This window comes from Pseudomonas sp., assembly GCF_030690725.1.
GTDB lineage: Bacteria > Pseudomonadota > Gammaproteobacteria > Pseudomonadales > Pseudomonadaceae > Aquipseudomonas.
In genome coordinates, this window is sequence record NZ_JAUYGD010000071.1 from 36,914 (window position 1) to 61,118 (window position 24,205).

At 62.0% G+C, this 24,205-nt stretch carries 15 protein-coding genes and 2 pseudogenes; 13 read left to right on the forward strand and 4 right to left on the reverse strand.

The annotated features are described in order from the left end of the window. Together Q8O69_RS18850 and Q8O69_RS18855 are read right to left on the reverse strand one after the other, a co-directional pair. Positions 1-1,416 (reverse strand): sensor histidine kinase, encoded by a 1,416-nt coding sequence (locus Q8O69_RS18850; RefSeq protein ID WP_305593712.1) that lies wholly within the window; start codon positions 1,414-1,416, stop codon positions 1-3. A gap of 16 nt (positions 1,417-1,432) precedes the next feature. Next, positions 1,433-2,104 carry a response regulator gene (locus Q8O69_RS18855; protein ID WP_275963005.1) on the reverse strand — a complete coding sequence of 224 codons (672 nt, stop codon included), beginning with the start codon at positions 2,102-2,104 and terminating at the stop codon, positions 1,433-1,435. 369 nt (positions 2,105-2,473) lie between these two features. Here Q8O69_RS18855 and Q8O69_RS18860 point away from each other — a divergent pair, with 369 nt between their 5' ends. The 6 genes from Q8O69_RS18860 to Q8O69_RS18885 all read left to right on the forward strand — a co-directional run bounded on the left by Q8O69_RS18860 (position 2,474) and on the right by Q8O69_RS18885 (position 9,108). Further along, positions 2,474-3,745 (forward strand): OprD family porin, encoded by a 1,272-nt coding sequence (locus Q8O69_RS18860; RefSeq protein WP_305593713.1) that lies wholly within the window; start codon positions 2,474-2,476, stop codon positions 3,743-3,745. Between the two features lie 26 nt (positions 3,746-3,771). After that, positions 3,772-4,749: a tripartite tricarboxylate transporter substrate binding protein gene (locus Q8O69_RS18865; protein ID WP_305593714.1), complete on the forward strand. Its 978-nt coding sequence runs from the start codon at positions 3,772-3,774 to the stop codon at positions 4,747-4,749. A 153-nt stretch (positions 4,750-4,902) separates the two neighbouring features. Then, complete coding sequence (locus Q8O69_RS18870; RefSeq protein WP_305593715.1) at positions 4,903-5,346, forward strand: tripartite tricarboxylate transporter TctB family protein; 444 nt, start codon at positions 4,903-4,905, stop codon at positions 5,344-5,346. A gap of 2 nt (positions 5,347-5,348) precedes the next feature. Further along, a complete protein-coding gene (locus tag Q8O69_RS18875; RefSeq protein WP_305593716.1) occupies positions 5,349-6,857 on the forward strand; it encodes a tripartite tricarboxylate transporter permease in 1,509 nt (502 codons plus the stop codon). Then, complete coding sequence (locus Q8O69_RS18880; RefSeq protein WP_305593717.1) at positions 6,850-7,884, forward strand: AbrB family transcriptional regulator; 1,035 nt, start codon at positions 6,850-6,852, stop codon at positions 7,882-7,884. The genes Q8O69_RS18875 and Q8O69_RS18880 overlap by 8 nt, the downstream gene beginning before the upstream one ends. Positions 7,885-8,241: 357 nt before the next feature. After that, positions 8,242-9,108, forward strand: a complete 867-nt coding sequence (locus tag Q8O69_RS18885) for a DUF6279 family lipoprotein (protein ID WP_305593718.1) — start codon at positions 8,242-8,244, stop codon at positions 9,106-9,108. Here the strand turns inward: Q8O69_RS18885 and ung are convergent. After that, a complete protein-coding gene (gene ung / locus Q8O69_RS18890) occupies positions 9,105-9,800 on the reverse strand; it encodes a uracil-DNA glycosylase (protein ID WP_305593719.1) in 696 nt (231 codons plus the stop codon). The two genes, Q8O69_RS18885 and ung, sit on opposite strands and share 4 nt — an antisense overlap. A gap of 311 nt (positions 9,801-10,111) precedes the next feature. On the opposite strand from ung, the gene Q8O69_RS18895 reads away from it, so the two are divergent. Beyond that, positions 10,112-11,305 (forward strand): M48 family metalloprotease, encoded by a 1,194-nt coding sequence (locus tag Q8O69_RS18895; protein WP_305593720.1) that lies wholly within the window; start codon positions 10,112-10,114, stop codon positions 11,303-11,305. Then, positions 11,302-16,740, forward strand: a complete 5,439-nt coding sequence (locus Q8O69_RS18900; RefSeq protein WP_305593721.1) for an AAA domain-containing protein — start codon at positions 11,302-11,304, stop codon at positions 16,738-16,740. The genes Q8O69_RS18895 and Q8O69_RS18900 overlap by 4 nt, the downstream gene beginning before the upstream one ends. Positions 16,741-16,852: 112 nt before the next feature. On the opposite strand, the gene Q8O69_RS18905 is transcribed toward Q8O69_RS18900, so the two are convergent. Further along, positions 16,853-17,734, reverse strand: a complete 882-nt coding sequence (locus Q8O69_RS18905) for an AraC family transcriptional regulator (RefSeq protein ID WP_305593722.1) — start codon at positions 17,732-17,734, stop codon at positions 16,853-16,855. 185 nt (positions 17,735-17,919) lie between these two features. On the opposite strand from Q8O69_RS18905, the gene Q8O69_RS18910 reads away from it, so the two are divergent. The 5 genes and pseudogenes from Q8O69_RS18910 to Q8O69_RS18930 all read left to right on the forward strand — a co-directional run. Further along, a complete protein-coding gene (locus Q8O69_RS18910) occupies positions 17,920-19,413 on the forward strand; it encodes a CoA-acylating methylmalonate-semialdehyde dehydrogenase (RefSeq protein ID WP_305593723.1) in 1,494 nt (497 codons plus the stop codon). Positions 19,414-19,514: 101 nt separating this feature from the next. Beyond that, positions 19,515-20,762: pseudogene (locus tag Q8O69_RS18915) on the forward strand (ABC transporter substrate-binding protein). Between the two features lie 6 nt (positions 20,763-20,768). After that, complete coding sequence (locus Q8O69_RS18920) at positions 20,769-21,935, forward strand: isobutyryl-CoA dehydrogenase (protein ID WP_305593724.1); 1,167 nt, start codon at positions 20,769-20,771, stop codon at positions 21,933-21,935. Positions 21,936-22,043: 108 nt separating this feature from the next. Continuing rightward, the gene (locus Q8O69_RS18925; protein ID WP_305593725.1) at positions 22,044-22,862 is read left to right on the forward strand and encodes an enoyl-CoA hydratase; all 819 of its coding nucleotides are present in this window, start codon (positions 22,044-22,046) and stop codon (positions 22,860-22,862) included. 192 nt (positions 22,863-23,054) lie between these two features. After that, a pseudogene (locus tag Q8O69_RS18930) lies at positions 23,055-24,155 on the forward strand (enoyl-CoA hydratase/isomerase family protein); the annotation flags it as partial. Between the last annotated feature and the right edge of the window lie 50 nt (positions 24,156-24,205).

Below are 24,205 nucleotides of genomic sequence, written 5' to 3' on the forward strand. Positions count from 1 at the left end.
TCAGGCTTGCGCACTGGCGAATGCGACACGTACCAACAAACCGTGCGGCTGCGCCTGATGCAGGCTGATTTCGGCCTGATGCGCGCGGCAGATCTCGCCGACAATCGCCAAGCCCAAGCCTGCCCCCGCGCCCTTGTTACTGCGCCGATAGAAGCGCGCAAACACCCGCTCATGCTCTTCCGGCGGAATCCCTGGGCCGTCGTCTTCGACCTCCAGCACCCCAGCCGGCAATACCCGCAGAATCACATTGCCGCCGGCTGCGGTATGCGCCAGGGCGTTATCCAGCAGGTTACACAGCAGCTCGTTGAGCAAGGTTGGCTCACCGCTGACCCACACCGGTTGCTCGGCCTCCAGAGCCAGGGAAATACCCCGCGCATGGGCCAGTGGCGCCAGCGCCATACCCAATTCGCGTGCCAGCTGGCTGAGATCAAGACGCTGCGCGCCGCCCTCGGCAATCGCCCGTGCGCCGCTTTCGATACGCGCCAGCGAAAGCAATTGATTGGCCAAATGGGTGAGTTTGTCGGTGTTCTGCGCGGCTTCCTCCAAGGTACTGCGCCAGATCGACGGTTCCTGGGCGCGCAAGCCCAGCTCGACCCGCGCCTTGAGCGCTGCCAGAGGCGTGCGCAGCTCGTGGGAGGCATCGGCGATAAATTGCGACTGACGTTCGAACAGATTACGCAGACGGTCATTGAACTGGTTCAGCGCATCGATCAGCGGGCGCAGTTCACGCGGCATGCCGAGATCCGACAGCGGCTGCAGATCGTCGCTGGTACGCGCCGCCACGCTGCGGCGCAAGGCTTCCAGCGGGCGCAGCGCAGCACTCACCGCCAGCCACACCAGCAGCAAGGCACTCAGCGACAGCACGCCCATGCGCAGCAAGGTGCCGAGCAACAGCTCGCGGGCCATGCGCTCGCGCGCGCCCTGGGTTTCCGCCACGCGGATTTCCGCCACGCCATTGACCCCCGGCTCGCTGACCGGCTGCAGCAGGCTGACCACTCGCACGCCCTGGTTGCGGTATTCGGCATCGTAGAAATGCGCCAGCGCCGGGTAATCCTCGGTGCGCTTGGTGCCGGGCGGTGCCGGCGGCAAGTCTGCGTAACCGGACACCAGCGCGCCCTGCACATCCAGCACCTGGTAGTAGATGCGCCCGGCACTGTCATAGGCAAAGGTGTCCAGCGCCACATAGGGCACATTGGCGTTCAGCCGTTCGGCGGTGGTGTACAGGCCATCGGCAATCGCCCGCGCCGAGGCCAACAAAGTGCGGTCATAGGCGGTATCGGCAGCATGCCGCGCGCTCCAATAGGCGCTCAGGCTGCTGACCAGCAGAATCAGCGCTAACAGCACCGCTAATCGGCGGATCAACCGCCCGCGCAGGCTGCCCGGCTGGTGCTCCACGGGTTTGCCGCGCTCAGTCACCGACTGTCTCCAACCCTCAGTCACCGACTGCCTCCAATAAATAACCCAGACCACGGAAGGTGACGATGCGCACCCCGCCGCCTTCGAGTTTTTTGCGCAGGCGATGCACGTAAATTTCGATGGCGTCGCTGCTGGCATCCTCATCCAGACCAAACACCTGGGCGGCCAGTTGCTCCTTGCTCATCACCCGTCCGGGCCTGGCGATCATCGCCTCCAGCACCGCCTGCTCACGGGAGGTCAGGGTCAGCAGGCCATCGGCCAGGGTAAAGCGCCGGGTATCCAGGTCATACAGCAGATTGCCGCAACGCTGCTGACGCTCGCCACCGAGCACGGTGCGCCGCAGCAGTGCCTTGACCCTTGCCTCCAGCTCGCTCAGTTCAAAGGGTTTGGCCAGGTAATCATCGGCGCCCAGGTTAAGGCCATGCACACGGTCCTTGACCTCGCCACGGGCGGTGAGCATCAGCACCGGCAGGGTATTGCCGCGCTCACGCAGACGCGCCAGCACCTGAAAACCATCCAGGCGCGGCAGGCCGATATCGAGAATCGCCAGGGCGTAATCCTCAGTGCTCAGGGCCATATCGGCGGCCACGCCGTCATGCAGCATGTCCACGGTCAACCCGGTGCCACGCAGGGCCTGAGCCACGCTTTCAGCCAGGGGCAGATGGTCCTCGACCAGCAGGATTCGCACGGTAATGGCACTCCACAAACTTGTTGTTATGCGCCCAGTGTAACGGCGCACCCTGGGGGCCGTCGCAAGCGACGTGAAAAAACTCTCCAGGCGTTTCTTTGTGGCCTGCCATCCCTGGCGGCCACCCTGCGGGCCGTCGCAAGCGACGTCAAAAAGCGCTCCAGGCGTTTTTTTGTGGCCTGCCATCCCTGGCGGCCACCCTGCAGGCCGTCGCAGCGACGTCAAAAAACGCTCCAGGCGTTTTTTCAAGCTGAAAGCCTGGTGAAAGCTTGACCCCCTAGCATCGGTTTCAGGTGGCTCGATCCACCGACCTGAACGACTGACGCAGTGGTGCGCAGCCGTGACAAAAACAACAATGGAGACCACAGGATGCCGACTGCATCTCATCAGGCGCTTGCGCCTGCTCACCTGCTTAGCCTGGCCATCGCCGCCGCGCTGCTTGCCCCCGCTGCCCATGCCGATTTTGTGGCTGACAGCAAAGCCAGCCTGACCACCACCAACATCTACCTCAACCGTGATTTCCGCGAAGGCACAAGCAGCCAGCAGAACAAGCGTGAAGAATGGGGTCAGGGTTTCTGGCTCGACGTCCAGTCCGGCTACACCGAAGGCACCGTCGGCTTCGGCCTCGATGCTTTGGGCCTGGTTGGGGTCAAACTGGATTCCGGCGGCGGCCGCACCGGCACCGACCTGCTCCCGGTACAGGACGATGGCGGCCCCCCGGATCAGTTCGGCCGCCTGGGCCTGACTGCCAAGGTCAAGGTCTCTAATACCGAGCTGCGCTATGGCTCGCACATCCCCGAACTGCCTGTGGTCAAGGCCAGCGACAGCCGCCTGCTGCCGCAGGTGTTCGAAGGCGGCCTGCTGACCTCCAGCGAACTCGACGGCCTGACCTTTACCGGCGGGCGCCTGGATAAAGTCATCGACCGCGCCTCGACCAACTCCGAGGAGCTGATCCTCAACAGCAAGAACCGCCGCTTCGCTGCCGGTATCACGGCAGATCATCTGGATCTGATGGGCCTCGACTACAGCTTCAACAAGCAACTCAAAGGCCGCTACTACTTCGCCGACCTCGACGATATCTACCGCCAGCACTTCTTCGGCCTGCTCGCCAGCCAGCCGGTGGGCAGCGGCACCCTGAGCGCCGATGTACGCCTGATGCTGAGCAAGGACAGTGGCGCATCCAATGCCGGCAAGATCGACAACCGCGCCTTCAACGCCATGCTCAGCTACGCCATCAATGGCCACAAACTGGGCCTGGGCTTCCAGGACATGAGCGGCGACACCGGTTACGCCTATATCGATGGCAGCGACCCGTTTCTGGTCAACTTCGTGCAGATCAACGACTTCGCCAACGCCGACGAGCGCTCCTGGCAGGCCCGTTACGACTACGACTTCGGCAAGCTCGGCGTTCCCGGCCTGAGCTTTATGACCCGCTATATCAAAGGCAGCGACGCGCAGATTGCCGGCACGAACGACACCGGCGGTGAGTGGGAGCGCGACATCGAGGTCAAGTACGTGGTGCAAAGCGGGCCACTGAAAGATGTCTACGTGCGTCTGCGCAACGCCAGCTTCAAATCCGACTTCGCCCGCGATGCGGACGAGAACCGCGTCATCGTCGGCTATACGCTGCCGATCTGGTAAACAATAAGAACTCAGAGGAACACACCATGAAAACTGCCTTTACCCGCATCGCCCTGGCCACCGCCTGTATGGCCTTTGCCGGCCAACTGCTGGCTGCCGAACCCAAGCGCCCGGAATGCATTGCCCCGGCCAAGCCCGGCGGTGGTTTCGACCTGACCTGCAAACTGGCGCAGAGCGGCCTGAAAGACAGCGGCCTGCTCAAAGCACCGATGCGCGTCACCTATATGCCCGGCGGTGTCGGCGCGGTGGCCTACAACGCAGTAATCGCCCAGCGCGCGGCCGATCCCGGCACCATCACCGCGTTCTCCAGCGGCTCCCTGCTCAACCTGGCGCAAGGCAAGTTCGGCCGTTATGACGAAACCGGCGTGCGCTGGCTGGCAGCAGTAGGCACCGACTATGGCGCCATCACCGTGCGTGCCGACTCGCCGTACCAGAATCTGGATGACCTGGTGCAGGCGCTGAAGAAGGACCCGGCGAGCATCGTCTTCGGCGCTGGCGCCACCATCGGCGGTCAGGACTGGATGCAGACTGCGCTGATCGCCCGCCTGGCCGGCATCGACCCGAAAAACCTGCGTTACGTGGCCTTTGAAGGCGGCGGCGAAACCCTCACCGCCATGCTTGGCGGCCATGTGCAGGTCACCTCCAGCGGCCTGGGCGAAGTCACCCCGCAACTGGCAGCGAAGAAAGTACGCATCCTCGCCGTGCTCTCCGAAGAACGCCTGCCGGGCAAACTGGCCGATATCCCCACCGCCAAGGAACAGGGCTACGACATCGTCTGGCCGGTAATCCGCGGCTTCTATATGGGCCCAGAGGTGACGGACGAGCAGTACAACTGGTGGAAACAGCAGTTCGACAGCCTGCTCGCCCGTGAAGACTTCGCCACCCTGCGTGAACAGCGCGACCTGCTGCCGTTGTCAGTGACTGGCGACGAGCTGAAAGCCTTGGTCTTCAAGCAAGTTGAGGAATACAAGGCATTGGCTGGTGAGTTCGGCCTGATGCAGTAAGGAAGCTACTGCGCTCGGTAATGCGGCGTTGGAAAGCGGCTCGAAATGCTCATTTACACCAGTAAACTGCGCTTTCTCGCCGCTTTCCGCCTTGCCTTCCCTTCGCTCGTAACGCTTCCGCCCTCTTTAGTTTTATCGACTAGGTAATCCGCCATGTACGTTCGCCTGTTCGCCGCGAGCTGGCTGCTGTTTTGCGCCGTTCTCGCCGTCATCGCCTGGGGCTTCCAGGCACCCTTCGCCTACGACCCAGTCGGGCCGCGCGCCTATCCGTTGCTGCTGCTTAGCCTGATGGCCGCCGGCAGCCTGTGGCTGGTATTCAAGCCCGGCCTGCTGGAGCAGACGCTGAATACCCGCGCTGCCGTGCGCACCGTGCTCTGTGTACTGGCGCTGTTGGCTTATGCGCTGCTGTTCGAAGTGCTCGGCTTTGTCATCAGCACCACGCTGGCCACCTTTGCCCTTGGCCTGCTGTTTACCGGGCGCCCGCTGCCTTGCGCCATCAGCGCCGTACTGATGGGCGTGCTGCTGTACGGCCTGTTTGATTACCTGCTGGATGTGCCGCTGCCCCTCGGCCTGTTCGAAGCCTTCGTGGAGAGCTGAAAATGGAAACCCTGAATTTCTTGATGCAAGGCTTCGAAGTCGCGACCCGACCGGAAAACCTGCTGGTAGCCTTGTTCGGTGCCTTTGTCGGCACCATCGTCGGCCTGTTGCCGGGCCTGGGCCCAATCAATGGCGTAGCACTGCTGCTGCCACTGGCCTTCGCCCTCGGCCTGTCGCCCGAAACCGCGCTGATCCTGCTCGCCGCCGTGTACCTGGGCTGTGAATACGGCGGGCGTATCTCGGCGATTCTGCTTAACGTACCCGGCGACGCTGCAGCGGTGATGACCACCCTCGACGGCTACCCACTCGCCCGCCAGGGCAAGGCCGGCATAGCACTGTCGCTGTCAGCCGTCAGCTCGTTTATCGGCAGCATGATCGCCACCTGCGGCGTGGTGCTGTTCGCCCCGCTACTGGCGAAATGGGCGGTGGCCTTTGGCCCGGCCGAATATTTTGTGCTGATGATTTTCGCCATCGCCTGCCTCGGCGGCATGGTCGGCGACAAACCGGTTAAAACCCTGATGGCCGCCCTGATCGGCCTGGCCCTGGCCACGGTTGGGGTGGACTCGACCACTGGCGTGTACCGCTTTACCTTCGGCAGCGTCAGCCTGTCGGACGGCATCCAGTTCGTCATCGTGGTCATCGGCTTCTTCAGCGTCAGTGAAGTGCTGCTGATGCTGGAAAAAACCCATAACGGTCAGAAAGCCGTTAAGGCCAGCGGCCGTCTGCTGTTCAACTTCAAAGAGTTCTGCTTCACCTTCTGGACCATGGTGCGCAGCGCTGTGGCCGGCTTCGTCATCGGCGTACTGCCAGGTGCCGGCGCGACCATTGCCAGCGCCATGACCTATATGACTGAAAAGCGCATGGCCGGCCCGAACGGTAAGTTCGGCGACGGCGACCTACGCGGTCTGGCCGCCCCGGAAGCGGCCAACAACGCCTCGGCTTGCGGCTCGCTGATCCCCATGCTGACCCTCGGCGTACCGGGCTCGGGCACCACCGCAGTGATGATCGGCGCGCTGACGCTGTACAACATCACCCCAGGCCCTTTGCTGTTCGAACAGCAGCCGGATGTGGTCTGGGGTCTGATCGCCTCGCTGTTTATCGGCAACGTGATTCTGCTGGTAATGAACATTCCGTTGGTCGGCCTGTTCTCGCGCATGCTCAGCGTGCCCAACTGGGTGCTGGTGCCGGCGATCACCGTGATCAGCATGGTCGGCGTCTACGCGGTGCACAGCACCACCTTTGACCTGGTGCTGATGATCGGTCTCGGCGTCTTCGGCTATATCCTGCGCAAGCTGGACTTCCCGCTGTCGGCGCTGATCCTCGGCTTCGTCCTCGGCGAGTTGATGGAAGACAACTTGCGCCGCGCCCTGTCGATCTCTGCGGGCGAGTTGAGCATTCTCTGGAATAGCCCGATCAGCCTCTGCCTGTGGGCACTCACCGCGCTGATGCTGGCCCTGCCTGGCCTGCGTTGGTGGCGTGCACGCCGTGCGGCGCAACTGGCCAATGCCTAAGTTGCCTGCGCTCACCGGCTGGCAAAGCTGGTGGGCCACTCCGCTGGTGGGGCTGGCCGGCGGCGCCCTGGCCAGCCTGATCGGCTGGCCTTTGCCGTGGATCATCGGCTCGCTGCTGGCAGTTATCGCCGCCCGCTGCAGCGGCTGGCTGATCACCGAGTTGCCGGGCGGACGCAAGACCGGCCAGTGGCTGGTATCCAGCGCCATCGGCCTGCATTTCACCCATGAAGTATTCGGCCAACTGCTCAGTCACTTCGGTGTGATCCTGCTCGGCGCCCTTCTCACCCTGCTGCTCAGCCTGATCGGTATTGTCGTGCTGCGCCGCGCCGGCCTGGATCGCGCCACTGCGTTCTTCGCCAGCATGCCGGGTGGCGCCAGTGAGATGGTCAACCTGGCGCAACGGCATAACGCCGAAACCGCCAAGGTGGCCGCCGCCCATAGCCTACGTTTGCTGCTGGTGGTGCTGCTGATTCCGGCGATCTTCACCTGGAGCCTGCCGCCCATCGCACCGCCAATACCGGCGCCGGTAAGTTGGCCCTGGCTGGCGGTGCTGCTACCGGCTGGCGCGCTGCTGGCCTGGCTCTGGGGGCGCTTGGGTCAACCCAACCCGTGGATGCTGGGTCCGCTGACTGTCTGCGCGGTGGCCAGTGTGACCTTCGATCTGCACCTGGGTCTGCCTGATGGCCTGGGTCAGGTCGGCCAATGGCTGATCGGTTGCGCCCTGGGTTGTCACTTCGACCGCAACTTCTTTCGCAGCGCACCGGGGTTTCTCGCACGCATCCTGCTGTTCTGCCTGCTGGCCATGCTCGCTGCTGCCGCGCTTGGCCAAGGCCTGGGCTGGCTGGCCGGGGAAAACCAGAATGCGCTGATGCTCGGCATGATGCCCGGCGGCATCACCGAACTGTGCCTGACCGCCGAAGCTCTGCAACTCTCGGTGGCACTGGTCACGGCCTTGCAGGTGCTGCGGCTGTTTCTGGTGATGTTTCTCGCCGAACCCTTATTCAGGCTTTGGCAACGCAACGCATAACGCTTTTGACGACCACGTTTAGCCCGCCTTGTGCGGGCTCTTTTTTGCCTGCAGGCGATCCCCGCATTACGCAATGCCAGAGCTATGTAGGGTGGATGACGCTGTTTTCATCCACCATCGCAGTAGAACCGTAGGATGGGTGGTAACCCATCAATTGGCTGATGGGTTACCACCCATCCTACTGTCTGGACCGTCATCCAAGGCCGTCACGGTAAAGATTTCAAACCCTCCGCCCAGCCCTTGTGCTCGCTCATCTTTGTCCGCAACGCAGCAGTTTTTGTTTAACAGATATGTCCGCAGCCACTCAGGCGCAGGCGACGGCGGTACTCTCAGGCCTACACCACCGAGGCATCCTCAATGAGCGTACTGCGCTGGCCCGCCGTGAAAACCCTGCTGCTAGTGCTCTGCCTAAGCCTGTTGGTTAGCGCCTGCAGCCGCATCGGCCTGGCGTACCGCAACCTGGACTGGCTGGTGCCCTGGCGACTGAACGATTACCTGAATCTCAACAGTCAGCAGCAGGCCTGGCTCAAACCCCGCGTGCAGACGCATCTGCAATGGCACTGCAGCGCCGAGCTGCCGCGTTATATCGACTGGCTGCAAACCACCGAAAGCATCCTGGCCCAGCCGCAGCCCGACAGCGCTCAACTGCTTGAGCAATTCGCCCAGTTCGATGCCGCGCTCAAACGCATCGGCGTCGAGATCACCCCCACCGCCATCGAACTGCTGCAGGGTCTGAGCGAGCAGCAGGTCAGCGAGCTTTACGCCGCGATTGATGAAGACAATCTGGAGGACCGCCAGGACTTTCTCGACCCGCCCCTGGCCACCCAAATCAGCGAACGCCGCGAGCGTATGCAGGAACGTCTACGGGCCTGGATGGGCCGCCTGAACAGCGCACAAACAGAACATATCGCCGCCTGGGCCAATAACCTTGGCGAGCAGAACCGTCTGTGGCTGGAGAACCGGCAACTGTGGCAAACCGAGCTGCGCAAGGTGGTTGCCGAACGCGATAGCGCAGACTTTGCCGAACGGCTGACCCGCCTGCTACAACAACGCGAAAGCTTTTATAGCGACGAGTACCGCGCCAACTATGGCCGCTCACGCCAGGCGCTGGCCACGCTGTTCAGCCAGCTGCTGAGCAGCAGCGATGAGGCGCAGCGCGAGCGCCTGAGCCACCGTTTACGCGACCTGCGCAGAGATCTGGCCGAACAGCAGTGCAACGTTTAAGCCGACTCGGGCAGGCGCCAGTCAATCGGACTTAGCTCATGCTGCTGGAGAAACTTGTTGGTGCGGCTGAAATGGCCGTTACCAATAAAGCCCCTATGCGCCGACAACGGCGATGGGTGCACGGATTTCAGCACCAAGTGCTTACTGCTATCGATCAGCTTTTCCTTACTCTGCGCATGAGCGCCCCACAGCAGAAACACCAGGCGCTCCTGCTGCTGACTGACCACCTCGATCACTTTATCGGTGAAGGTCTGCCAACCGATCTTGGCGTGGGAGCCAGCGATGCCGTGCTCCACCGTCAATGAGGTGTTAAGCAGCAGCACGCCCTGCTCCGCCCAATACTGCAGATTGCCGTGGTCGGGAATGTCGATATTCAGGTCGCGCTTGAGCTCTTTATAGATATTCACCAGCGACGGCGGCGTCTTCACCCCAGGCTGCACCGAGAAGCACAGACCATGGGCCTGACCCGGCCCGTGATAAGGGTCCTGGCCGATCACCACCACCTTGGTCTGCGCCAGCGGGGTGGAATTGAGCGCATTGAAGATCAGCGAACCCGGCGGATAAATCTGCTTGCCTGCGGCCTTCTCGCCACGCAGAAAATCCCCCAGTTCACGCATATACGGCTTCTCGAACTCTTCATGCAGCGCGGCTTTCCAGCCGGCTTCGAGTTTGACGTTATCAGCGGCGCTCATGCCTGAATCCTGCGTAAACAAACGGAAGCGGCACGCTAAGGAAGGCACCGGGGCAAGTCAAGGCTGGCGGCGCTCGGCCGCGTAGGTTGTGGTTGAGCGCAGCGAAGCCCAACAATGGGGTTGTGCGGGCGTGTGAAGAAAACAGAGTACAGATCACGATTAATGCTCCCAATAACAATGGCCTGCCCCCCTATTGTTTTGACAAGTAGTCAACCAACACGCTGGTGCCACCAGTAACTAATCATTAGGCTAAGACACATTTGGGAGGGGCCTGGTCGTGCTCCCTCACCCTGCACAGGGAAGTAAACAGCATGAATGCAGTACTGCGGGAAATCGATGGCCTGACCCCACTGCCTTACCAACGCGATTTGGTGGCATACCTAAAGAGCATGGAGCCTGAGGTGTGGGCCTGGGCTTCGTCGCTCAGTGTGCAGGAACAGCACAGCAATGACGTCCGCGCACAGCTGCTGCGCGACACTTACCGCCTAACGCACGCCAGCCATCCGCAGGTGTATGCCCTGTGCGAGCAAGCGCTGCAGCGCCTGCAAATCGACGCCCCCATTACGGTGTACCAGGCCAACGGCCAAAGCATGAACGCCACACTTTTTTACCTGCCGGGCGAGGTTCATGTGGTGCTGCAGGGCCCGGTGCTCGAACGCCTACAGGAGAATGAGCTGCTAGCTTTGTTGGGCCATGAGTTGGCGCACTACTGCTTGTGGTCGTCACATGACAGCGATTACCTCGTTGCCGACCGCGTGCTGAACCACAGTGCATCCGCCCACATCAGCAGCTCCAGCTACGCCGAGAGCGCGCGGTTGTATGGCCTGCATGTGGAGCTATATGCCGACCGTGGCGCCGCGCTAGTGGCGCAGTCTTCAGCCGTGGCGATCGCCATGCTGGTGAAGGTACACACGGGTATCGCCGAGGTTAACGCCGAGGCTTATCTGCAACAGGCGTTGGAGCTAGATGAAAAGGCCGGGCAACTGTCCCAAGGCACCTCGCACCCCGAGTCGTTTCTGCGCTCCCAGGCCATTGATATGTGGTGGCGCCAAGACCCGCAGCTGGACAGCTGGCTGGAATGCCGATTGCGCGGCCCGCTAAGTCTGACCAGACTGGATCTTCCCGGCCAAGTGGCACTGACCACCATCACCCGCGGGTTTATCGCCCGCTACCTGCAACGCCCTGAGCTGCATTCAGAAAAGGTCACCACCCAGGCGCAGCAGTTTTTCCCGGACTGGCAAGCCGACTTTCCCCCGGTGGATTTAGCCACCCTGACCACCGAACACCTCGACGACAGCGTGCAGGAGTACCTGCATTACGTGCTGTTGGATCTGGCTTTGGCCGATGAGGATTTGCGCGAACCGGCGCTGGAGCAGGCTGCGCGCATTGCCCACACGCTGGGCAGCCAGGAGGGCTTTTTGAAGATTCTTAAACGCGACATCAAGCTAGGCAAACGTGAGCTGGCCAACCTGACCCGCCGTACGGCCGGAGGCCTCAGCCAATGAACGACCTGTCCCCCACCCAGACATTCGCACAATTGCTTGCGGCGCAACCCGACACCCCGCGACCCATCGACGATGTGCTGTTTCTGATGCTGCCGCTGCTGCGCCAAGTGGCGCAGTTGCACGCCTACGACCTAGTGGCGCCGTTAGACGCCAGCAGCGTGGTGCAAGGGCCGAACGGTGCGCTGCAGTTGCGGGCACCCGGCGGCCAGGCGGCGAGCCAAGCGTCGGCTCGGCTGCGAGCTGTGCAACCTGCTCAGGGTTCAGCGCTGAATATCATTGGCGAGGTGCGCGTAACTCGCGACTCTGAGCGTGGTGTGGCGGTGGACAACCTGCAGGTGCAGGACGACCCGCTCACTCCCATTGAAAAACCAGTGTTTGTGCCGGGCTTTACATCCTGGGAATTGCTGATCGGGCACCACGATCAGATCAGCGATATCTTCCAACTTGGTCAGATGATGGCCTGTCTGTCTTTGGGACTGAACTTCAAAGACGCCGAGGACGTGCATCAGTTTGCCGACCATCGTCGCAACCTGTTTCTGCTCGCCGCCCGTTTGAATCCGGTGTTGGCCAGCGTAATTGTTGAAATGACCGAGCTGAACCGCCATCAGCGCGCCACCGACCTGCCGTCGATTATTCAACGCCTGGAACACTGGCGCGATCAACCCGCCGGGCTGGATGTAGAGCGCGTACTGGCCGACGCCAAGGGCCCCGGCTCGCGGCGCGCCGCCGTGCTAGAGCATTTGCGTGACCGGCTGTTTGATTTGTCTCGGCGCAACCGCCTGCTGCATTTCCGCCCCACCCAAGCCAACGTCAATTTGACCATTGCAAGCGTTCCTCTGGTGATGCACGTCGAAAGTATCCAAGCCAATGAGCTGTGTACCTGGGGCGGCAGTTTTGCCGAACAGGTGCTGAGCGGCAAACCACTCAGCCTGCATAAGTGGTTGCGCTTCGATGACCAGCCGTACCTACCGGCATCGCTGGACAAACTGATTCAGGAAACCCGCCGCGACCGTTCCGAGTTTGGTTTTAGCAACCTGCGCTTAGTGGTGGCGTTTATGCGCTGGCACAACCTCAAGGAAACACCGGAAGAACGCATTCTCTCGCCGCTGCTGTGGCTGCCGGTTGAGCTGGTGAAGAAAAAAGGCGTGCGCGACCAGTACGTGTTGCAGTGCGACGAAAGCCAGGCGGAATTCAACCCTGTGCTGCGCCACCAACTGCGCCAGCTGTATGACATTCAGCTGCCGGAAACCATCGACCTGAGCAACACCTCGCTGGCCGAAGTACATGCCGATATCACTAGGCAGATTCGCCAAACCGAACCCGGTGTGGAAGTTCGTCTGCAAAGCAAACCTGCCATCGAATTGATCCACCAGAAGGCCGTGCAGCGCCTGCAACAGTTCCAGCGCAAACGCGGCTACCAACGCACATCAGCCATTGCCGGGCGCCCGGACTTCAGCTACGAGCGCGACGACTACCGCCCCTTGGGCCTTGCGCTGTTCCATAAATGGGTTTGGCCCACCGCCTCGCCGCTACGCGGTGCCGTGGGTGCGCTGCCTGACGCCAGCCTGAACCAGCGTCATGCCGTGGCCGAAGAAAACAGCAAGCAAAGCAAAACCTACCACCTGCCTGAAGACCAAGGGCACCAGTACGCCTGGGACATCGACCTGACCCAAGTGACCTTGGCCAACTTCAACTACAAGAAAATGTCCCTGGTACGCGACTACGCCCAGCTGATTGATGAGCCGGCCGCCAACGCCGGTTTTGATCGGATGTTTTCCATTGAGCCCCGCGAAGTGGAAGTGGACGTGCCGCCCGCTATCCCCCTGCCCGAGCAGTGGAACGTAGTGCCCGGCGACGCCACGCAAAACGCCGCCGTCAGCCTCGCGCGCACCGGGCGCAACTTCATCATTCAAGGGCCGCCCGGCACCGGCAAATCGCAGACCATCACCAACCTGATTGCCGACTACGCCGGGCAAGGCTTGCGGGTGTTGTTTGTCTGCGAAAAACGTGCGGCGCTGGATGTGGTATTTCACCGCTTGCAACAGAGTGGTCTGGATGAGCTCTGCTGCCTGATTCACGACTCGCAAACCGACAAAAAAGCCTTCGTCAGCAACCTGCGCGAATGCTACGAAGCCTGGGTGGCCAAGCCACAAGTGTGGGACGCCAGCATGGCGCGCCGCACCCAGGCGCTGCAGCGCATGAGCACGCACCTGCAGAAGATTGAGCGTTTCGACCAAGCCATGGAGGCCGTACCTGCAGCACTGGCCAGCAGCGTGCGGCAACTGGTGCAGCGTTTGATCGAGCTGCCAGCACCAACCCACGAGGTGGGCGCAGAGGTTCGTGAGCGCTTACCGAGCTGGGCGGCTTGGCAGGCAAAACGCGAGCTCAGCGAACGCCTGTACGCCATGCTGCGCGAGCGGTTTGGTGTGGCCTATTTTGCAGCGCACCCTTTTAGCCGGCTATCTGCGCAGGTGTTGAACAGCGAGCAGGTATATGGCCAGGTCAAAGCCTTTATCAGTGAGGCCACCAAACTCTTGGAAGCCCTCGAGGCCAGCCTCGAACAACCCACCAGCTTGCTCACTGGCGACACCTCGGTGGCTGATGGCCAAACACTGTCCCGCGCCGTGCGCCATGTGCTGGACTTTAACTTGGCCGCACACCTCGACCTGCTGGACGAACATTCCAGCGCCGCCCGCGCTCTGGCCGAACAACGCAAAGTCTTGAACAGCCTGAACCAGCAGTATCAAGACAGCCTGCAAGGCACCCTGAACTGGCGCGACAAACTCAGCCCGCAAGACACCCTGGCCGCGCAGGAGCTGGACGCCAAGCTCGGCGACTCGGTGCTGCGCTGGTTTAACCCGTCGTGGTGGCGACTGCGCGGTGAGATGCGCAAGCGCTACGACTTCAGCAAACACGCGGTGCAACCCCAACACCGCAGCCTGCTGCAAAGCCTGGCTGCCGAGCACGCAGCCCAAGCGGCGCTGCTGGCCGCCGACAAAGCCATGGCAACGCAATACGGCGTCAGCGACAGCAGCCAGTTTGTCCAGGCCTTAGAAAGCGTCGCGCACACTGCCAACGATTCCCCTGTGCTGCGCCTATGGCTGCAAAGGCTGGAAGGCGCCAGCGACGCCGCCCGGCAAAGCAAAGACGCCGCCCGTGCTGCCGAAGTATTTGCCGCCCTGGAAACCCAACTGCTGAGCACCTTAGGCCCGGTCAACCTTAGCCTTAACGCGTTGGGCGAGTTTCTGCGCGACCTGCAAGAAGACCTGGAAGACCTCCCCGACTGCGTACCGCTGCTGCGTGAGCTGCACAGCAGTGACGCTGCCTACGTGGCCGCCCTGCAGCACCACAAACTCAGCCTGCTGGAACTGGAAGCGCTAATCGCTAGCGAAGCCTTGGCGCGGCTGTATCGTAACGACCCTGAGCTGGCCAAGTTCGACGAACGCGAACTGACAACCGCCGTCAGCCAAGTCAGCAGCGCCGAGCGCGACATTCTGCAACTGAACGCCAAGGTGATCGACGCCACCCTGCACCGCAACTTCTTGGAGCGGGTGAAGAAGTCTGCTCTGTCCGCCACCCAGCTCGATGACGAGGGCAAGCTCTTCAAAAAGAGTTACGCCAAAGGCCGTCGCGAGCTGGAGCACGAGTTCGGCAAAAGCATGCGTTACCGCGCTATCCGCGAACTGGCCAGTGGCGACACCGGGCTGGTGATCAATGACCTCAAACCAATCTGGCTAATGAGCCCCTTATCGGTTTCGGACACCCTGCCCCTGCAGCCGGATTTGTTCGATGTGGTGATCTTTGACGAAGCCAGCCAGATCCCCAGCGAAGAAGCCATTCCGGCCCTGAGCCGCGCCCAGCAAGTGGTAGTGGTGGGCGATGAAATGCAGCTGCCCCCATCGAGCTTTTTCGCCACCAGCGGTAATGAGGAAGATGACCAGGTACTGGCTACCGAAGACGGTGAATTGGTGGCCATCAACTTGGACGCTGACAGCCTACTCAGCCAGGCCGCGCGCAACCTGCCAGCCACTCTGCTGGCTTGGCACTACCGCAGCCGCCACGAGGCGCTGATCAGCTTTTCCAACGCGGCATTTTATGACGGCCGCCTGATCACCATTCCCGACCGGCAAATCAATCAGCGCGCAGACAGCCCTGCCGCCCTCGATGCCAATGACCCGCAGGCGCCGCAACACGCCAGCGACGCCCTGCTGGCCAGCCCGATCAGCTTTATCAAAGTCGCTAACGGCGTCTACGAAAACCGCTGCAACCTTGCCGAAGCCCGGGTGATCGCCGGCACCCTGCGCGAACTACTCAACCGTGAAACCGGATTAAGTATCGGTATCGTCGCCTTTTCCGAAGCCCAGCAAACCGAAATTGAAACCGCCTTGGAAAGCCTGGCCGCCGAAGATCCGCAATTCGCCACGCTGCTGGAGCGCGAATACCTGCGTGAAGACAACGGCCAGTTCAACGGCCTGTTTGTGAAAAACCTGGAAAACGTCCAAGGCGATGAGCGCGACATCATCTTGCTGAGCATCTGTTACGCCCCCGGCCCCACCGGAAAAATGCTGATGAATTTCGGTCCTATCAACCAACGGGGCGGCGAAAAACGCCTGAACGTAATTTTTAGCCGCGCCCGTCAGCGCATGGCCATCGTCACCAGCATTCACGCCGACGCCATCACCAACACCCATAACGACGGTGCTTCGGCGCTGAAAGCCTTCCTACAATTCGCCGAAGCCAGCTCTCGCGGTGACAGCGCGCGCGCCCAAAGCATCCTCAGCACCCTCAACCCCGGAGCACAGCGCTCATTCACCACCGCCGCACCCTACGACGCCCTGCGCGCGGCCCTGGCCAGCGCCCTGCGTGCAAAAGGTCATGTGGTGCATGAACACGTCGGTAGCTCGCAATTTCGCTGCGACTTGGCCATCGTCGACGAAGCCGCTAGCGCCTACCGGCTCGGCATTCAACTGGACAGCAGCCGCGACGGCAGCCCCGTCGAAGTGCGCGACCGCTACGTCTTCCAACCCACCGTACTGCGCAGCTTTGGCTGGAAAGTCATCGATGTGCCCGGTAAACAATGGCTCGCCGACCCCGCCGGCCTGCTCGCTCGCATCGAAGCCGTCCTGCACGATGACAGCCCGGCGGTGGTTGAGCCGGAAGCGGTGCTGGAGGATGTCACCGACGTCCGCATCCCCGAACCCGAGGTATCCCCCGTTGCCACCGACCTGCAGGAGTTCCGCTTTGAACAAGGTGGCTCGGCCAAATTCTGGAGGATCGGAGTGGCAGGCGATGAGCTCACCGTGACCTTCGGGCGCATGGGCAGCAAAGGGCAGACTTTGATCAAAAATTTCGACAGCAACGCAAAAGCCGAACGTGAAGCCCGCAAGCTGATCGACGAGAAAGTTCGCAAGGGGTACGTGGAGTGGTCGGAGTAGAGCCGGAGGGGGCTGCGACGCAATAAACTGAGGCTAAGTAGCACCGAATAGAGACCAACTTATCTGCTAAACCATCGGCCGAAAGCGCCGCCTGCCCCTGCAAACCTCCACCTCACCCCTGATGCAGCGCCCGGTAATGACTGGGTGCCATACCCACCACCTTGCGAAACAGCCGCGAGAAGTAATAAACATCTTCATAGCCCAGTTGCTCGGCCACTTGACGGATGCCCTGCTCGCCCTCGTCGAGTAGGCGGCAGGCGTGGGCCATTTTCAGTTGGATAAAGTCCTGAATCGGCGCATGCCCGGTCAGGGCGCGGTAGGTTTTGGCGAAGTGAAAGCGCGACAGTTTGAACTGCGCAGCCAGCTCATCGAGGTTTAGCGAGTCATGCAGATGGGCACGCATCACCGCCTGCACTGCGTCCACATCCAGCACCCGTCCGGACTTCAAGGTGGTGCGCGCCGGCAGCACGGCCAGGGAGGTGAGCAGTACCTGCAACTGGTGCGCGGCATGAACGAAGTGCGCCAGGTTCAAGCCCTGTTTGCGCAGGTTAAGCAGCGCATCGAACTCGGCCAGCAGGCGCGGCTGCACGCCGATACGCCATAGCGGCCCCTTGCCCAGGGGCTTGAGAAAGTCCGCTACCAGCTCGCCATCAAAATGCACCCAGTACAGCGTCCAGGGCTTGTCCACGTCCGCGCCATAGGCGTGCATCACGCCTTTCGGCAACAGCAGCAGATCGCCACCACTGACAGCTAATCGTCCATCCACTGTCTCCAGCCAGCCCTGCCCGGCGCGGCAGTAGATCAGCAGATGATCCTCCGGTTGCGGGCGATGCATGCGGTGCCCCTGGGCCTCGGGGTAGTACCCCAGGGCCAGGGGATAACAGCCCTGCCCCAGGGGATGCTTTGCCAGCAGGCGGCGCAGCCTGGGCGGCGTGATAAAGCGCACGCCATTGGCCGGCAGTGGCCAGTTGGATGTATCGACAAAAGTGCGCATTGGGGTACTCAAGTAGCCCGGATGCAATCCGGGAGAAATGCTCCCGGATTGCATCCGGGCCACAGATTAAATCCCAAGATAGTCCATCCGCAGGCCAAGATCGTCAATCCACAAAGCCGAGCAAGGCAGCTATAACACTGACAAAACAACAATCGAGCCCACCCTGAGGTTCGCCGGAGGAAAGCATGGCCAAGGCAATCCCACAGTTGATCGACGGTGAATGGCGCGAAAGCCGCGCCCGCGAATTTATCGAAGTCACCGATCCAGCGACCCAGGAAGTTCTGGCGCTGGCACCCAAGGCCACCGCCGAGGAAATCGAAGCGGCGATTGCCAGTGCCAAGGCAGCCTTCCTCACCTGGCGCGAAGTGCCTGTCTCCGACCGTGCGCGGGTTATGTTGCGCTACCAGCATCTGCTCAAGGAACACCACGATGAGCTGGCGGAAATTCTCGCAGGCGAAACCGGCAAGACCCTGGCCGACGCCAAGGGCGATGTCTGGCGCGGTATCGAGGTGGTCGAGCAGGCCTGCAATATCGCCAGCCTGATGATGGGCGAGACCATGGAGAACGTGGCCCGCGATATCGATACCGCCAGCTGGATTCAGCCGCTCGGCGTATGCGTCGGCGTCACCCCGTTCAACTTCCCGGCGATGATTCCGCTGTGGATGTTTCCCCTGGCCATCGCTGCCGGCAACACCTTTATTCTCAAGCCGTCGGAACAGGACCCGCTGACCCCCAACCGCCTGGCTGAGCTGTTTATCGAAGCCGGCGCGCCCAAGGGCGTATTGCAGGTGCTGCACGGCGCGCGCGAGGTGGTCGACAGCCTGCTCACCCATCCGGATATCCGTGCCATCTCCTTCGTCGGCTCGGTGCCGGTTGGCCAGCATATCTACCGTACCGGCACCGCTCACCTGAAGCGCGTGCAGGCTTTTGCCGGGGCGAAGAACCATATGGTGATCATGCCCGACGCCAACAAGCAGCAGGTGCTGAGCAACCTGGTCGGCGCCAGTTGCGGCGCGGCCGGGCAACGTTGTATGGCGATCAGCGTGGCGGTATTTGTCGGTGAATCGAAGCAGTGGATCGACGAGCTGCAGGCGCAGATGGCCGATCTGCAACCTGGTTACTGGACCGATGGCCACGCCGCCTTCGGCCCACTGATCAGCCAGCAGGCCAAGCAACGTGTGCTGCGCCTGATCGCCGAAGGTAAAGCGGAAGGCGCCGAATGCCTGCTGGATGGCTCGCACTGCGCGGTCGAAGGCTACCCCAACGGCAACTGGCTGGGTGCCACGCTGTTTCGCGGCGTGACCAGCAAGATGAGCCTGTACCGCGAGGAAATCTTCGGCCCGGTGCTGGTGTGCATGGAAGTCGATACGCTGGAAGAAGCCATCGAACTGGTCAACGCCAGCCCCTACGGCAACGGCACCTCGATCTTCACCCGCTCCGGCGGCGCAGCGCGGCATTACCAGCACGCAGTGGAAGTCGGCCAGGTCGGCATTAACGTACCGGTGCCGGTGCCACTGCCGTTCTTCTCCTTCACCGGCTGGAAGGGTTCGTTCTACGGCGACCTGCACGCCTACGGCAAACAGGGCGTGCGCTTCTTTACCGAAACCAAGACGGTCACCAGCCGCTGGTTCGATGAGGATTCGGTGTCCGGCGCAAATATGACCATTCAGTTGAAATGAGAACAGTGTCGGCCTTGTTAGACCAATAGACGATCTCAACAATTAGTCCAATGGCGTAAAAAGTTCTCCGAGTTCCAACAACAAGAACAAGGAAAACTGCCATGCAACGCTTGACCACCGCCCTGGCCCTCTGGGCCGGGCTTACTGCCTGTGCACAGGCGGCTGAGTCGATTACCCTCGGCCTCAACTACCCACGCACCGGCCCGTATAAGGAAGAAGGATTGGCACAGATGCGCGGAGCCTTGCTGGCCATCGACGAGCTCAACGCCCAGGGCGGTGTGCTCGGGCGTCCGCTGCGTCTGTCCAGCAAGGACACCGCCTCGCGTCCGGCCAAGGCGGTGAAGAACGTCGACAAGCTGGCCAGCGAAGGCGCGGCCATGCTGTTTGGCGGCTCATCCAGCGCGGTGGCCATCGCCTCCGGCAAGCGTGCGGCGCAGCATGGGCTGCTGTATTTCGGCACCCTTACCTACTCCAACGACACCACCGGCAAGGACGGCCACCGCTATATGTTCCGCGAGTGCAACAACGCCTGGATGAGCGCGCGGGTGCTGGGCCAATACCTGAGCAAGAACCTGCCGAACAAGCGCTACTTCTACATCACCTCCGACTACACCTGGGGCCACACCACGGAAAGCTCATTGCGCCAGACCACCGGCAGCGAAGACAGCGGCCAGCATCCGGGGCTCAAGGTGAGCTTCCCCGGCGCGCGCCTTGCCGACTATCAGGATGCCCTGACCCAGGCCGCATCGAGCAATGCCGAAGTGCTGGCCCTGGTGCTGTTTGGTGAAGACCTGGTGCGCGCCATGCGCATCGCCAAGGATCTGGGCCTGACCGAGCGCATGCAGATCGTGGCGCCCAACCTGACCCAGAGCATGGTCGAGCAAGGCGGCCCCGGGTTGATGGAAGGCGTGATCGGCACCGAACCCTGGACCTGGCGCGTACCGGCGCTGGAGAAATCTGTGCGCGGCGAAGCCTTCGTCAAGGATTTCAGCGAACGCTACGCGATGTACCCGTCCAGCTCTGCCGCGTCGGCCTACAGCATCGTCTATCAATGGGCCGACGCCGCCAAACGGGCGAACAGCCTGGACAGCGAAGCGCTGATCAAGGCCCTGGAAGGCCACAGCTATCAGCTGCTCAAGGATCAACAAACCTGGCGCACCCTCGACCACCAGAACCTGCAGACGGTGTATGCCCTCAAAGTCTAAACCCGCGCCGAAGTGCTGAAAGACCCGCTCAAACAAGACTACTTTGAAATCGTCGATCGTCTCGACGCCACCCAAGCGGCACCCAGCCTCGCCGAATGGCAGGCCGAACGACGCGCCGCCGGGCAACCCCTGACCCTGCAATGAGGACTTATGGATTTCGAACTCAGCGATGAACAACGCCTGCTGATAGACAGCGCCCGCCAATTTGCCAGCCGTGAACTGGCCCCGCATGCCGCCGACTGGGACCGCGACCACCACTTCCCGGTGGATGTGATCAAGCGCGCCGCCGAGCAGGGCTACCTGGCGCTGTATATCAAGGAAGACGACGGCGGGCTTGGCCTGTCCCGGCTGTCCGCCTCGCTGATTTTCGAACAGCTGTCGGCTGGCTGTATCGCCACCACAGCGTTTTTGACCATCCACAACATGGCCTCGTGGATGCTCGCCTCCTTCGCTGATCAGGCATTGAAAGATGCCTGGCTGCCGCGCCTGGTCAGCGGCGAACTGCTCGCTTCCTACTGCCTCACCGAACCGGACGCCGGCTCCGACGCCGCGCACCTGCGTACCCGCGCCAAGCGTGATGGCGATGACTACGTACTGGATGGCAGCAAGTGCTTTATCTCCGGCGCCGGCTCCACCGATGTGCTGATCGTGATGGCGCGCACCGGCGAAGAAAGTGGTGCCAAGGGCGTCTCCTGCTTCCTGGTGCCGGCTGACGCCGAGGGCGTGAAGTACGGGCGCAATGAATTGAAGATGGGCTGGCGCGCCCAGCCGACGCGCACTATCACCTTCGAAGGCGTGCGTATTCCGGCGGGCAACCGCATCGGGCCTGAGGGCCAAGGCTTTGTTTATGCGATGAAGGGCCTGGATGGCGGGCGCATCAATATCGCCAGCTGCTCGCTGGGCGCTGCACAAGCGGCGCTGGAGCAGTCGCTGCGTTATGTGGAAGAACGCAAACAGTTCGGCAAGCCACTGAGTGACTTCCAGTCCCTGCAATTCAAGCTGGCTGACATGCTCACTGATCTGACAGCCAGCCGGCAGATGGTGCGCCTGGCCGCACATAAGCTCGATCACGCTCACAGCGAGGCCAGCCTGTATTGCGCCATGGCCAAGCGCTTTGCCACCGATCACTGCTTCACCCTGTGCAACGAGGCATTGCAGCTGCACGGCGGCTACGGTTACCTCAATGACTACCCGCTGGAGCGCTGGGTGCGCGACAGCCGCGTGCACCAGATACTCGAGGGCACCAACGAGATCATGCGAGTAATCATCGCCCGCCGCCTGCTGGATCAGGGCGGCATGCTGGATCGCCTGCTGTAAACCTTTGCGTAGGGCGGGTGTAACCCGCCATTGGCCTGGCGGGTTACACCCGCCCTACATGACTAAATCCTAAACAGGTCCTAAGTCATTGCAGAAACGAGGAACCCTATGAGCAACGCCATCGAAGCCTACAACCCCGGCGTGTTTGATCTGACCCACAAGCTCACCGTAGAAAAGCACGGCCATACCGCGCTGATCACCATAAACCAGCCACCGGCCAATACCTGGGACCGCGACTCGCTGATCGGCCTCAAGCTGCTGGTTGAACACCTCAACCGTGACGATGACATCTACGCCCTGGTGATTACCGGCCAGGGCGGCAAGTTCTTCAGCGCCGGCGCCGACCTCAAGCTGTTCGCCGATGGCGACAAGGCCCGTGCCCGCGAGATGGCCCGGCGCTTCGGCGAAGCCTTCGAGGCGCTGCGCGATTTCCGTGGTGTATCGATTGCCGCGATCAACGGCTACGCCATGGGCGGCGGCCTGGAATGCGCCCTGGCCTGCGATATCCGCATCGCCGAACGCCAGGCGCAACTGGCCCTGCCGGAAGCCACGGTCGGCCTGCTGCCCTGCGCTGGCGGCACCCAGCATCTGAGCTGGCTGGTCGGTGAAGGCTGGGCCAAACGGATGATTCTCTGCGGCGAACGTATTGATGCGGAAACCGCCCTGCGCATCGGCCTGGTCGAGCAAGTAGTCGACAGCGGCGAAGCCCGTGGTCATGCCCTGCTGTTGGCGGCCAAGGTTGCGCGGCAAAGCCCGGTGGCGGTTCGCACCATCAAGCCGCTGATCCAGGGCGCCCGTGAGCGCAGCCCGAATACCTGGCTGAGTGAAGAGCGTGAGCGCTTTGTCGATCTATTCGACGCCGACGACACCCGCGAAGGGGTCAACGCCTTCCTGGAAAAACGCGACCCGCAGTGGCGCAATAAATAATCCGTAGGGTGGATCGGGGCGCGTAGCTGTCGCCTTGCACATCCACCAGAACAGCATGCGGTGGATGGATAAAACGCCATCCACCCTACGGTCAACGCAACGAGAACCGTAGGGTGGATGTCGCTCTTTACATCCACCATGACCACGTCCAGTGGATGCAGCCAGTGCCTCCACCCCATGATGGAAGCGAAGATGAACGTGCAATTCGAAGAACGCCCGGCCCAGCACGGTTACCGCATCGGTATCGCCAGCCTGGATGCCGAAAAAAGCCTTAACGCCCTGTCGCTGCCGATGATCGAAGCGCTGGATGCCCAGCTCAAGGCCTGGGCGGACGACCCGAGCATCGCCTGCGTAATGCTGCGCGGCAACGGCCCTAAAGCCTTCTGCGCCGGCGGCGACGTGGTGCAGCTGGTGCATCAGTGCCGTGAACATCCGGGCGAAATCCCGCCCCTGGCGCGACGCTTCTTTGCTGACGAATACCGCCTCGACCACCGCATCCACACCTACCCGAAACCCTTTATCTGCTGGGCCCACGGCCATGTGCTGGGCGGCGGCATGGGCCTGATGCAGGGCGCCGCAATCCGCATCGTCACCCCAGGCAGCCGCCTGGGCATGCCGGAAGTGAATATCGGCCTGTACCCGGATGTCGGCGGCAGCTGGTTCCTCGCCCGTCTGCCGGGCAAGCTCGGCCTGTTTCTCGGCCTGACCGCCAGCAGTATCAACGCAAGAGATGCGCTGGATCTGGACCTGGCCGACCGCGTGCTGCTCGACAGCCAGCAGGACGACTTACTCGATGGTTTGGCCCAGCTCAACTGGCAGGAACAAAGCCTGCAACAGCTGCACAGCCTGCTCAAGGCGCTGGAAAACCAGGCCCTGCCTGAACTGCCGGAAGCCCAGTGGTTGCCGCGTCGCGCGCGCATCGATGAGCTGCTCGACAGCGCCGACCTGCCCCACGCCTGGAATGCCATCAGCACCTTGCACAGCGACAGCGACCTGCTGCTGGCCCGCGCAGCCAAGACCCTGGCCGGCGGCTGCCCGCTGACCGGGCATCTGGTGTGGGAGCAGATCAAACGCGCCAAACAGCTGTCCCTGGCCGAAGTATTCCAGATGGAATACGCCATAAGCCTGAACTGCTGCCGCCACCCGGAATTCCCCGAAGGCGTGCGCTCGCGGCTGATCGACAAAGACCACGCGCCACGCTGGCACTGGCCGGATGTCGCGAGCATTCCACAGCAGGTAATCGACGCGCACTTCGCCCCGGCCTGGGACGGCGCCCACCCGCTGGCTGACTTGTACGGCAAATCAATGTCGGAGCGGGCCAGGCCCGCGATATTGCTTCGCGG